This window comes from Yoonia sp. MH D7 (assembly GCF_054439475.1).
Genome location: NZ_JBTJCF010000001.1, coordinates 68,546 through 81,263 on the forward strand (window position 1 = coordinate 68,546; position 12,718 = coordinate 81,263).

The window sequence follows — 12,718 nt, forward strand, 5'->3', positions numbered from 1 at the left end:
TAATTCTGCGGGTGATAGGGTGTGACCTGGGCGCTATAGCGTTGCGATTATGGTAAATTTCACATTTTACTAAACGATGTCGCGCGCTATCGAGGTGGGGTTCGGGGGCGTAAACTTGGGATTTGTTATGCGGCTATTATTACTTGTTTTGCTAGCGTTTTCGACATTTTCCGCACCTTTATGGGCAGAGGGTCGCGAGGTGATTGGCGTCGGACGTTTGTTCACCAATGACTATTTTGGCGACGGGCATGATCGCTGGCGTACGGGGTCATCTGTGGTGTCTGTTGTGACCGGACGGGAGGATTATACCGGTCTGGAGGGGTTTGGTGATCTCATCGAATACCGGATTGGCGGGCAAATCATTTCTGGCACGCGCGGCAGTGGGGCGCCGGGTGACCGGCCCTATGTTGGCGCGATTTCATTGGGTGTGCATACACATTTCGATTTTGGTGGCACAGATTTAAGCATGGGCGGTGAGGTGATGGCGATCGGACCGCAAACCGGTCTATCCGATTTCCAGCGTAAATTTCATAACAAGTTTGATATTCCGCTGCCGCCCCATGTCGATCAACAGCTGGGCAACGTGTTTTTCTTTAACAGCACATTTGAGGCGTCGCGCGATGTAATGCTATCGGACCGTGTTATGCTGCGCCCTTTTGTTGAAGGATTGGCAGGGGTTGAAGACCTAGTTCGGGTTGGTGGCGATGTGGTTATCGGGGCGCAGCCGCATGACGATATGATGCTGCGCGATGTGGTAACGGGGCAACTCTATCGTGCGACGCAAAGCCCTAAGTCGGGTCTGACATTTACGTTTGGTGGTGATTTGGCCTCGGTTTTCGGGTCGGCCTATCTGCCCGAGGATCAGGGGTATGTCGTATCCGAGACCCGCGCACGCGCTAGGGCTGGTGTGCTATTCAACTTGGGGCGCGACAAGACGTTGTTTTACGGGGCGACCTACCTGTCCGAAGAGTTCGAGGGTCAGGGTGAGGGACAGGTGGTCGGATCGCTGAGGCTGAATTTCAATTTCTAGATATTAGTAACGCCGTTTGTGAAAACGGGTTGATCAAAAACGTCTGCGCTTGCTAAGTTTGATGCAGAATTCCGCGCGTTTAATGACGCGGATATAGTTGAGGCAAGGAACAGGCATGAAAACGGGCTTTAATGGCACGTTTGTCATCTCTTGGTCACAGACACAAATCGACGGGCAGCGTGCAACGCCTGTGTCGCATTTATCTGTTGGCGCCGCGTGGTCATGGGGTGGCCATGCGACACGTGTGGACGGACCAAATGGTATTTTGCCGCTTGGGCCAGCCGCGGGAGAGGCGGACATTCGCAAACGGGCAGCACTGACAGTGCGTCGCCTTTTGACGTCGACACAGATTGATGCGGGCAGGATGGATTCTGTGGCGTATCTGGATCCGTTGTTTCGTGACAGTTTTCGAGTCACAAACGGGTATGATGTCTGGACGATCACGGTGCTTGAAACGGGTCCCGCCAGCGAGCCGCTATGCATGTTCATGAATGAAATTCCGCCTCAGGATTGCGAGCTATGGGTTGTGGATCATCATACGCGCACCCCGTTGCGCGTCGCGGATGAGGCCATTTCGGGCGGTGTGATCTGTTTCACGCCTGGCACGATGATTAGGACACCTGACGGTGCGCGTGATGTTGCAAGCCTGTCGGAGGGTGATTTTGTGCAGACGGCTGACAATGGCCGTGCGGAGGTTTTATGGCTCGGTGGTCGCAATGTGAGTGGTGCGCGCATGCGGGCGATTCCATCGTTGATGCCGGTGCGTTTGCGGCCCGGTGCATTGGATAGGGATGTGCCCGATGCGGGGCTTTTGGTGTCGCCGGATCACCGAATCGTGCTGCGCGGCCCGCAGGCGCGTGCATTGTATAATTGCGACGAGGTGTTGGTAACGGCGCGTGATTTGATCAACGATCATTCGATTATCCGCGATCATTCATTGCGTAACGTCCGCTATATTCACATGATGCTGCCGCAGCATGAGGTCGTGTTTGCTAATGGTGTGGCGACCGAGAGTTTTCATCCTGCTGCCGCAGAGCTATCTGCGATGGACGAGATCGAAGAGGGCCGTTTATATGACCGTTTGCCAGAATTGCGTGGTGATATGGGCAATTACGGCAACTATGCACGGCGGGTTTTGTCCGGCAGTGAAGCAGCGATGATGCAATATGACGGCATGCGGCATTAGTTTGATGTTGAGGCTTTTGCGGTATGTTTTGGCAGGATGCCTGTGTGGCACACCACTGCATACGAAAGTCCTTGCAGGCAATTCAATGTCGCAATAACATTCGGTCAACTCGATGGGAGAACCGCAATATGCGGTGCCGAAGGAGCAACCGCCCCGGAAACTCTCAGGCCCAAGGACCGTCGAGCGACAATAAGACTCTGGAGAGAGGTGCGAAATGCATCCGCCGAAGGGATAACGATCTCAGGCGCAACGGACAGAGGGGGCATCACGCGACGGGGGCAACCTCGCGCTCAATTGATGCTAAGGGGGGTCTGATGACCGACTTACTGCACACGCCGCTACACGCATTCCATGTCGCGCATGGCGCGAAAATGGTGCCTTTTGCCGGCTATGACATGCCGGTTCAATATCCGCTTGGCGTGATGAAAGAGCATATTCACACACGCGAGAATGCCGGATTATTTGATGTCAGTCACATGGGGCAGGTGGTGGTGCGAGGCCCCGATTATGCCAGTGCGGCGCTCGCGCTAGAGGCATTGATTCCCGTTGATATTCTGGATTTGGGGCAGGACCGCCAGCGCTATGGGTATTTCACCAATGCGCAGGGCGGCATTATGGATGATTTGATGCTGGCGAACCGTGGCGATCATGTTTTTGTGGTGGTAAATGCGGGTTGCAAGCGGGCAGATATTGCGCATTTGGCAGCAAATATGCCGGACGGTGTGACGGTGAACGAAGTGACAGACCGTGCGCTGTTGGCGTTGCAGGGGCCGCGCGCCGAGGCAGTGTTGGCAAGCCTTTGCCCTGCTGTGGTTGAGATGCAGTTTATGGATGTTGCCACGCTGACGCTGAATGGCGCCGAATGCTGGGTGTCGCGGTCGGGCTATACCGGCGAGGATGGTTACGAGATTTCGGTGCCAAATGATGCTGCTGTTGCCCTTGCCGAGGTGCTGTTGGCGCATGAGGCGGTTGCGTTGATCGGTCTTGGTGCGCGCGATAGTTTGCGGCTGGAGGCGGGGTTGTGTCTTTACGGGCATGACGTCGATGTGGATGTGACGCCGTCGCAAGCTGGCCTCACGTGGGCCATTCAAAAAGTGCGCCGCAGTGATGGTGCGCGTGCTGGAGGTTTTCCGGGCGCGGATGTCATCTTGGATCAGATTGCCAATGGTGCGCCGCAGAAACGTGTTGGTTTGCTGCCCGAGGGGCGGGCACCGATGCGCGAAGGTGTTGAATTATTCGGCGACGAAGCATCGAGTGCGCCAATTGGGAAAATCACCTCTGGCGGGTTTGGCCCCACTGTTGGATACCCTATTGCCATGGGCTATTTGCCTGCAAACTACGACGGGCCGGTGTTCGGTGAATTGCGCGGCAAGCGCTTGCCGCTGACACGGGCCAAAATGCCGTTTACACCCGCTAACTTCAAACGATAAGCAAAGGATCTGACATGAAATTTACCGAAGAACACGAATGGCTGCGCATGGAAGGCGACATCGTTGTCGTTGGCATTACCGAGCATGCCGCGACGCAATTGGGCGACATTGTATTTGTCGAGCTGCCTGACGTTGGCATGACTGTTACAAAAGACGATGAAGTTGTGGTTATCGAGAGCGTGAAAGCCGCCTCCGATATTCTGGCCCCGATTGATGGCGAGATTGTTGAAGTGAATGATCTGCTGACCGATAATCCTGCCACCGTGAACGATGATGCGATCGGCAACGGCTGGATGTTCAAAATTGCGCCGTCCGACCCGTCCCAGATGGACGAGTATATGGATGAAGCTGCTTACAAAAAATACGTCGGATAAGGACACGCGCCAATGCCATATGCACCTACATCTTACCTGCCTTACGATTTTGCGAACCGCCGCCATATCGGCCCGTCTGTAGCGGAAATGGAGGAGATGCTAAAGGTTGTTGGCGCGCCCTCGTTACATGCCTTGATCGACGATACGATGCCTGCGAAAATTCGTCAGAAAAAGCCGCTGGATTTTGGCAAACCGAAGTCCGAGCGTGAGCTTTTGCACCATATGAAGCTGGTCGCCAAGAAGAACAAAGTACTGACTTCGCTGATTGGTCAGGGTTATCACGGCACGATCACGCCGCCGGCGATCCAGCGCAATATCTTTGAGAACCCTGCGTGGTATACGGCCTATACGCCCTATCAGCCCGAGATTTCACAGGGTCGTTTAGAGGCGTTGTTGAATTTCCAGACAATGGTGTCGGATCTGACCGGGCTGGAGATTGCCAACGCATCGTTGCTGGATGAGGCGACGGCTTGTGCCGAGGCGATGACCATGGCGCAGCGTGTTGCCAAGGTGAAGGCGACAGCGTTTTTTGTGGACGAGAATTGCCACCCGCAGAATATCGCGGTTATGAAGACCCGCGCCGCGCCTTTGGGTATCGACGTGATTGTTGGCTGCCCTGATGATATGGATGCAACAGCAGTTTTTGGTGCGATTTTCCAATTCCCCGGGACGACCGGGCATTTGCGCGATTTCACGGATCAGATTGCGGCGCTGCACGAGAATAAAGCGATTGGCGTGATCACGGCTGACCCGCTGTCGTTGACGTTGTTCAAGGAACCAGGCGCGATGGGCGCTGATATCGCGGTAGGGTCTACCCAGCGGTTTGGCGTGCCGGTCGGGTACGGTGGCCCGCACGCCGCCTATATGGCGACCAAAGCTGCGTATGCACGAAATATGCCCGGCCGGTTGGTCGGGGTGTCGATTGATGCCCATGGCAACAAGGCGTATCGTTTGTCGTTGCAGACCCGCGAGCAGCATATTCGCCGTGAAAAGGCGACGTCGAATGTTTGCACGGCACAGGCGTTACTGGCGGTTATGGCAGGATTTTATGCGGTGTTTCATGGACCGGAAGGGCTGCGTGCGATTGCGCAGCGGATCCACCGCAAGACTGTGCGTTTGGTTGAAGGGTTGGAGGCTGGCGGCTTTGCTGTCGAGCAGGATACTTTCTTTGATACTGTGACCCTTGAAGTGGGCGCAAAACGTGATGCGATTATGGCCGCAGCGGTCGAGAATGGTGTGAACCTGCGGGCCTTGGGCGAGACGCGTGTCGGGATTACTTTGGATGAATTGACCCGCCGTGATGTGACCGAGGCGGTTTGGCGTGCGTTTGGCATTGAAACGGAAGATGATGCGCATGAAGTGACGTATCGTTTGCCGGAAAACCTCGTGCGTGAGACAGACTATCTGACCCATCCGGTGTTTCATATGAACCGCGCCGAGACCGAGATGATGCGGTATATGCGCCGTTTGGCCGACCGCGATCTGGCGCTGGATCGCGCGATGATTCCGCTGGGGTCTTGCACCATGAAGCTGAACTCTGCGGCGGAAATGATGCCTGTGTCTTGGCCGGAATTTTCCTTGCTACATCCGTTCTGTCCTGAGGATCAGGCGCTGGGCTATAAAGACATGATCGACGATCTGTCGGCCAAGTTATGTGACGTTACCGGATATGACGCGATTTCGATGCAGCCCAATTCGGGTGCGCAGGGTGAATATGCGGGGCTTTTGACGATTGCTGCCTATCATCGCGAGCAAGGTCAGGGGCATCGCAACATCTGCCTTATTCCGATGTCGGCGCATGGGACCAATCCTGCGTCGGCGCAGATGGTTGGCTGGAACGTTGTTGTGATCAAGTCGGCTGCCAATGGCGACATTGATGTGGTGGATTTTGCTGCCAAGGTTGCGCAGCACAAGGATAACCTTGCGGCGTGTATGATTACTTATCCGTCTACGCACGGTGTGTTTGAGGAAACCGTGATCGACGTGTGCAAGATGACCCATGATGCGGGTGGTCAGGTTTATATCGACGGCGCGAATATGAATGCGATGGTGGGGCTTTCGCGGCCCGGTGATTTGGGTGGTGATGTAAGCCATTTGAACCTGCACAAGACGTTTTGTATTCCTCACGGTGGTGGTGGTCCCGGCATGGGGCCGATTGGCGTAAAGACACATTTGATTGCGCATTTACCCGGTGATCCCAATGGTGGCGTCGGGCCGGTTTCTTCGGCGCCTTATGGCTCGCCGAGTTTGTTGCCGATTTCATGGGCCTATGTGTTGATGATGGGCGGCGAGGGGCTAACGCAAGCGACCCGCGTCGCGATTTTGAACGCCAACTATATCGCCAAGCGGTTGGAGGGGGCATTTGAGGTGCTATATAAAGGCCCGACCGGTCGTGTGGCACATGAGTGCATTATTGATACGCGTCCTTTTGCCGAGAGTGCGCATGTGACGGTGGACGATATTGCCAAACGTTTGATGGATGCTGGGTTTCATGCGCCGACAATGTCTTGGCCTGTGGCTGGTACATTGATGGTTGAGCCGACCGAGAGCGAGACCAAGGCCGAGCTGGACCGTTTTTGCGATGCGATGCTGGCGATCCGCGAGGAAATCCGTGCAATTGAAAATGGTGATATGCCTGCCGAGAATAACGCGCTGAAGAATGCGCCGCATACGGTCGAGGATCTGGTGTCCGATTGGGACCGTCCTTATACCCGCGAGCAGGGTTGTTTTCCCAAAGGGGCGTTTCGCGTTGATAAGTATTGGCCGCCGGTGAACCGCGTAGACAATGTTTATGGTGACAGGCATCTGATTTGCACCTGTCCGCCGATGGAAGACTATCTGGACGCGGCGGAGTAAACCACCTCAAGTCATCTTGTGTGTGACATGGCGCGATAGGTCCTTGCATTATCGCGCCATGGATGGTGACATTCGTTCAGGCGAAACTCACTCGCGCACCGGTTAATGCACCGGTGCCGCGGATATTATCAATGGCGCAGCATAATGACCCAAGCACCTAAAGCAAATTCGTATGATGTCATCATCGTCGGTGGGGCCATGTATGGGTCGTCGATTGCGTGGTGGCTATCAGAGCACAAGGATTTCAACGGCTCTGTTCTGGTGGTCGAGCGTGATCCGACTTATGAATGGACGTCGACCGCACATACCAACTCGTGCATGCGGCAGCAGTTTTCCGAGCCGATCAACATCAAGATCAGTCAGTTTGGCGCGGATTATGTCAAGAATTTCCGAAGCTATATGGGCGGTGATGTGCAGGTGCCTGCGGTCACGTTGCAATCGTTTGGATACATGTATCTGGCGGATAGTCAGGCGGCGGCCGATGGCTTGCAAGCGACCCAAGCTGTGCAGGCTGCCAACGGGGCCGGCACCAAGCATTTGAGCGCAGCGCAGATCAAGGATGCCTATCCGTTTTATAATGTGGACGACATTGTTGCGGGTAATCACAACCTGATCGACGAGGGCTATTTTGACGGCAATACACTGTTTGACTGGTGGAAGCGGTCGGCGCGGGCGCGTGGTGTAGAGTATGTTCATAACACGGTTATTGCCATGACCAAAAATGCGGCTGGCAGTCTGGTTGAGAGTGTCACGCTTGCGACTGGCGAGGTTATTGCATGCGGCACGGTTGTGAATGCTTCTGGTCCGCGTGCCAATCTGACTAGTCAGATGGCGGGTCTGGAGATTCCGGTAGAGCCGCGCAAGCGCTATACCTTTATTTTTGCCGCAGCAGAGCCGCTGGACCGTGATCTGCCGCTGACGATCGACCCTGTTGGCGTGCATGTTCGCAGCGATGGAAAGTATTATATGGCCGGGTGTCCGCCCGATATTGACGAGCCTGTGGACCCTGCGGATTTTGAGGCTGACCATAGTATTTGGGAAGAAAAGGTATGGCCTGCCATCGCCCACCGTGTGCCTGCGTTTGAGCGGGTCAAGTTGATCCGGTCTTGGGTTGGTCATTACGCCTATAACACGCTGGATCAGAACGCGATTATCGGAGCGCATGATGTGGTGACGAACTTCATCTTTTCAAACGGGTTTTCGGGGCATGGTTTCCAGCAATCGCCAGCAATCGGGCGCGGTATTGCCGAATTGATTGCTACGGGCGCCTACCAGACCCTTGATTTGACCCCATTTGGTTGCGACCGTATCAAGAGCGGTGAAAAATTTGTAGAACAAGCGGTTATCTGAGCCGCAAAAGGAGACTTCATGAAAAAACTCGTCCTTACTGGCGCTGCTGGCGCGCTTGGCTCGCAATTGCGTGCGCCTTTGGCTGCGATGTGCGCGGAATTGGTCTCATCGGATCTGGTTGATGATCTGCCTGAAATGGGTGCAAACGAGCGGTATGTAAAAGCCGATGTCTCTGATCTAGCCGCGATGGAGGATCTGCTGAAGGGTGCCGATATGGTCATCCATTTTGGTGCGATTGCCGACGAGGCCCCGTGGGATGACATTCTGCAATCCAATATCGTTGGTGCGTATAATGTTTGGGAAGCGGCGTATCGCAACGGTGTGAAGCGCGTCGTTTATGCGTCTTCCGTTCACGCGGTTGGGATGCACTTGAAAACCGACACTATCGGACTGGACGCGCCGCACAGACCCGACACGTATTACGGATTGGCTAAGTGTTTCGCCGAAGATCTGGCCTCGCTGTATTGGGACAAACGTGGGGTTGAGGCGGTTTGTTTACGGATTTTCTCAGCGGGACCACCGTCCAATGCGCGGGCGATTGGCACCTGGTTGTCGACCCCAGATATGATCCAACTGGTTGAACGTGCGATTGATAGTCCAGTTGTAGGGTTCACAACGATTTTTGGTTTGTCCAACAATGACCGTGCGGTGGTAGATAATAGTAAGGCGGGGCATTTGGGCTACCGTCCAAAAGACAACGCCGAGGATTACGCAAAAGACGTGTTTGCAAAATCGCCCGTCGTTAACAACAAAGATCCAATGCATCTGTGTATTGGTGGGCCATTTGCGTCGATTGATCTGGGAGAATCTGGTGTCGCTCAAATCAAGAAGATGAACACATAATGTCTGCATTATTCACACCGCTGAAAATTAAAGATGTCACCCTGCGCAACCGGCTTGGGGTCGCGCCAATGTGTCAATATTCATCCGTGGATGGGGTCGCGCAGTCGTGGCATATGGCGCATATCGGTGCGCGTGCTGCTGGCGGGGCCGGTTTGATTATTGCCGAGGCCACGGCGATTTCACCCGAGGGCCGGATCACGCCTGCATGTGCCGGGCTGTGGAATGACGCGCAGGTAGAGGCATTGATCCCGATCAACAGGTTTGCCCGCGACCAAGGGACGGTGATTGGGGTGCAGATTGGTCATGCGGGTCGCAAGGCGTCGTCAGCGCGTCCGTGGCATGGCGGCGCGCATTTGCCCGATGATGCCGGTGGTTGGCCGATTGTCGGGCCGACGGACGAGGCATTCGACAGTGATAGCACCCGTTTGTTTAAAGCGCCAAGTGCGCTATCCGTTGACGACATTCAGGCCGTGCAGGCCGATTTTGTCGCTTGTGCAAAGCGGGCATTGGACGCGGGCTATCAATTGTTGGAAATCCATGGAGCGCATGGTTATTTGATGCACAGCTTTTTCACGCCTTTGGTGAATACCCGCACAGATGCTTATGGCGGTGATTTTGCTGGCCGTAGTCGCATGATGATCGAGACTGTAACCGCTGTGCGTGAGGTTTGGCCGGAAAACCTGCCGCTCGCGGTGCGCCTGTCGGTGACTGATTGGATTGATGGTGGTTTGACGATTGAGGATAACATCCAGCTTGCCGCGCTTTTGCGTGATCTGGGAATTGATATCGTTGACTGTTCTGGCGGCGGGGCGACGCCTGCTGCGCGTGCATCGATTGGCACACGCACGGCGGAGCAAATTGATATGGCAGCAAAAATGCGCGCTGAGACCGGGCTGATCACTGCGGCGGTTGGTTGCATCACAACAGCACCCCAAGCCGAAGAGATCATCGCGTCAGGGAAAGCTGACATTGCGTTGATGGCAAGGCAGTATTTGCGTAATCCCTTTGCGACGATGCATTTTGCGCAGGAATTAGGTGTGGATGCAAAAACTCAGGTTTCGGTGCCTGTCGGACATTTTGTCGGTTGAGATTTTTCTTTGGCGGCGCGTGTCACCCACATGCCGCCAATGATGAGCGCGACGCCAATAACACGCGCTATGGGATTACCTTCAATGCCCCTCGCCATATCAAGTAGGACGCCAGAGATCATCTGGCCCGAGATAATCAGCATCGCGGTTTGCGCCGCGCCGATCCGTCCAATCGCCCAACTGCCAGTCGCGATAAACACAAACCCGATCGGTCCGCCAAGATAGGCCCACCAAGGGGCATCAAATGGTGCGCCTTGGAACATGCCGCCGATGCCAAGCGCAAGCAGACTGACAAAAACGAAGCCCACAATGTGGTTCCAGAATGACGACTCCATTGCGTTGGTGGACATTGAAAGCCGTCCGTTCAGCTGGCGGCTCAAGCCTACGAGCAGACCGCCAATTACGGCAACGATACCAAAAAAAATCACGCTGCACCTCCGAAGAAGATCAGGATAAGGGCGCCTGCTATGATCAGGCCAAGCCCCGCAAAGTCCCGCCATACCGGTGTGCGCTTTGGCAATCCAAACAAACCACGCACATCGGCAAATAATGAAAAGACGATCTGTCCGGCAAGGCCCAAGGCAATTGTGCCCGATAAGGCAAGCGCAGAGTTCATCGCCGCCGAGGTCGCCACAACAGTCAACCCGCCTGCGACACCGCCCAAGTAGGCCCAATTCGGCGGCCGTATGGTGCTGGCGCGTGCTGGCCGTAGGATAAGCAGGATGACAATTGCCAAAATAGTACCGGTGAGGTGGGGCACCCAGCTCGCAAACAGCAAGCTACCGTATTGCGCGAGCGTCCCATTTGCCAGCAAGGCCAGCGAGATCAATGCGCCGGCGCCGAATGCGCCAAGGAAGTGAATAAAACGGGGAGGGGGATTGTGTGTCATGGCGCTTGTTTGGGCCTCTCGCGGCGACTTTGCAAGCGACGTGTTGACTCTGCGCCGCGCAGGCGTATAAACCGCGAATTCATTGGTGTTGGTGGACCGTGCAAGCGGAACCCTGTCAGGCTTCGGCCAGAGGACAACGCCCTTCATATCCCACTCTCGGGATGAACTTAGACGAAGGAGATCAGCGTATGACTAAACGTACCGCTGCCAAATACAAATTAGACCGCCGTATGGGCGAAAACATCTGGGGCCGCGCTAAATCCCCAGTAAATCGCCGTGAATACGGCCCAGGCCAGCACGGTCAGCGCCGTAAAGGCAAATTGTCCGACTTCGGTCTGCAGTTGCGTGCAAAGCAGAAACTTAAAGGTTACTATGGCGACCTGACAGAGAAGCAATTCCGTCGCATCTACGGCGAAGCTGAGCGCGTAAAAGGTGATACAGGCGAGAACCTGATTGGTTTGCTTGAGCGCCGCTTGGACGCAGTTGTTTATCGCGCCAAGTTCGTACCAACTGTTTTTGCTGCACGTCAGTTCGTAAACCACGGCCACGTGGAAGTGAACGGCAAGAAAGTGAACATTCCTTCTTACCGCGTGAAAGAAGGCGACATCATTTCCGTGCGTCAGAAGTCCAAGCAAATGGAATTGGTTTTGGTGGCTACACAGCTTCCAGAGCGCGACGTGCCTGACTACATGGATGTTGATCATTCCAAGTTGACTGCAACGTTCACACGTACACCAACACTCGGCGACGTTCCTTACGCAGTTGCGATGGAGCCAAACCTCGTAGTCGAATTCTACGCTAAGAACTAATCGTTCTTAATCATGTCGATCTGAAAGGGCTGCACCTCGGTGCGGCCCTTTTGCGTTTTTGGAAGGCTAGCTCGGCGCGAGGGGGCTAGCAGAGATCTTCCTTGTCTTTAGGACGTCTCCCAAATTTTCCAAGCGTAAAGCCAGATAGGCGGAGGTTTCTAAAGCGGGTGCTGGATGCGTTACGCGCTCCAACGCACACGTCTTGTATCTACAGTATATACGCACATCCATTTCGTGCAGTGAATGTGATGAGGTGGATCGGGACAATAAAGGTAATCAGGCATCTGTATGAATAGAGCCGACTCGCAAATACGATTGCATAAGGCCCGCTGAGCGCAGGATGAGAATCAATTCGCGCGACTCGCCTGAGATTGTCATTGAGACGAGTCGCGATTCAGGGGAATCCCTGCGGTCATAGGTTTAACCACAGTAAAATCCCGAAAAAATCGTCAAAACTGAATGGCCCCATGTCGGGTATCTCGCTTCTCGCAAAATGAGTTGGTTGCGAAACGCCTTAAAAATAAAGGATTTAAGAGTGAGTGCGAGATGAAGTTAGGAAAAATAGCATTAGATCAATTTAGGGGTTGCGGGTAATGATTACTAACCTTAGAACCCCCCTTACCGGAGAGACACACAGTCAGACACGGGGCGCCAGACGGGCGGGACGGAACGGAAGCGGGACTGGAAACGGGAAGCTTTGGGACTGAACTGCTAGCGAGACGCGAGACGATATTTGGAGATACTATTGGCGGGGCGCGCTGAGTAATTAGCGCATCTTGTTAGTTTTTGTCTCCACGCTTTTTGAAATTGATATATCTGAAGAGATATGTGGGCGGTTTGGTTCAGTTCGATGGATCAGACGT

General features: G+C 54.5%; 11 protein-coding genes and 1 riboswitch. Of the genes, 9 read left to right on the forward strand and 2 right to left on the reverse strand.

All coding sequences use genetic code 11. The annotated features are described in order from the left end of the window. The first annotated feature begins 127 nt into the window (after positions 1 to 127). From ACXLHR_RS00330 to ACXLHR_RS00365, 8 genes are all read left to right on the forward strand, one after another. The gene (locus tag ACXLHR_RS00330; protein WP_458789576.1) at positions 128 to 1,030 is read left to right on the forward strand and encodes a lipid A-modifier LpxR family protein; all 903 of its coding nucleotides are present in this window, start codon (positions 128 to 130) and stop codon (positions 1,028 to 1,030) included. A 115-nt stretch (positions 1,031 to 1,145) separates the two neighbouring features. Further along, positions 1,146 to 2,216 (forward strand): Hint domain-containing protein, encoded by a 1,071-nt coding sequence (locus ACXLHR_RS00335; RefSeq protein WP_458789577.1) that lies wholly within the window; start codon positions 1,146 to 1,148, stop codon positions 2,214 to 2,216. Between the two features lie 103 nt (positions 2,217 to 2,319). After that, a riboswitch (glycine riboswitch) is annotated at positions 2,320 to 2,405 on the forward strand. A 125-nt stretch (positions 2,406 to 2,530) separates the two neighbouring features. Continuing rightward, positions 2,531 to 3,646: a glycine cleavage system aminomethyltransferase GcvT gene (gene gcvT, locus ACXLHR_RS00340; RefSeq protein WP_458789578.1), complete on the forward strand. Its 1,116-nt coding sequence runs from the start codon at positions 2,531 to 2,533 to the stop codon at positions 3,644 to 3,646. A 14-nt stretch (positions 3,647 to 3,660) separates the two neighbouring features. Then, a complete protein-coding gene (gene gcvH / locus ACXLHR_RS00345; protein WP_458789579.1) occupies positions 3,661 to 4,020 on the forward strand; it encodes a glycine cleavage system protein GcvH in 360 nt (119 codons plus the stop codon). Between the two features lie 12 nt (positions 4,021 to 4,032). Then, the gene (gcvP, locus tag ACXLHR_RS00350; protein WP_458789580.1) at positions 4,033 to 6,876 is read left to right on the forward strand and encodes an aminomethyl-transferring glycine dehydrogenase; all 2,844 of its coding nucleotides are present in this window, start codon (positions 4,033 to 4,035) and stop codon (positions 6,874 to 6,876) included. A 144-nt stretch (positions 6,877 to 7,020) separates the two neighbouring features. Beyond that, entirely contained in the window at positions 7,021 to 8,226 is a 1,206-nt protein-coding gene (locus tag ACXLHR_RS00355; protein ID WP_458789581.1) for an NAD(P)/FAD-dependent oxidoreductase, read from the forward strand. 18 nt (positions 8,227 to 8,244) lie between these two features. Further along, positions 8,245 to 9,069, forward strand: coding sequence for an NAD-dependent epimerase/dehydratase family protein (locus ACXLHR_RS00360; protein WP_458789582.1), 825 nt, complete (start codon positions 8,245 to 8,247; stop codon positions 9,067 to 9,069). Further along, positions 9,069 to 10,157, forward strand: a complete 1,089-nt coding sequence (locus tag ACXLHR_RS00365) for an NADH:flavin oxidoreductase/NADH oxidase (RefSeq protein WP_458789583.1) — start codon at positions 9,069 to 9,071, stop codon at positions 10,155 to 10,157. Before ACXLHR_RS00360 ends, ACXLHR_RS00365 begins: the two co-directional genes overlap by 1 nt. Here the strand turns inward: ACXLHR_RS00365 and ACXLHR_RS00370 are convergent. Both ACXLHR_RS00370 and ACXLHR_RS00375 read right to left on the reverse strand, forming a co-directional pair. Then, positions 10,121 to 10,585: a DMT family transporter gene (locus ACXLHR_RS00370; protein ID WP_458789584.1), complete on the reverse strand. Its 465-nt coding sequence runs from the start codon at positions 10,583 to 10,585 to the stop codon at positions 10,121 to 10,123. The genes ACXLHR_RS00365 and ACXLHR_RS00370 overlap by 37 nt on opposite strands. Next, positions 10,582 to 11,046 (reverse strand): DMT family transporter, encoded by a 465-nt coding sequence (locus ACXLHR_RS00375; protein WP_458789585.1) that lies wholly within the window; start codon positions 11,044 to 11,046, stop codon positions 10,582 to 10,584. The genes ACXLHR_RS00370 and ACXLHR_RS00375 overlap by 4 nt, the downstream gene beginning before the upstream one ends. 188 nt (positions 11,047 to 11,234) lie before the next feature. On the opposite strand from ACXLHR_RS00375, the gene rpsD reads away from it, so the two are divergent. Then, positions 11,235 to 11,855, forward strand: a complete 621-nt coding sequence (gene rpsD, locus ACXLHR_RS00380) for a 30S ribosomal protein S4 (RefSeq protein WP_458789586.1) — start codon at positions 11,235 to 11,237, stop codon at positions 11,853 to 11,855. Positions 11,856 to 12,718 lie beyond the last annotated feature (863 nt).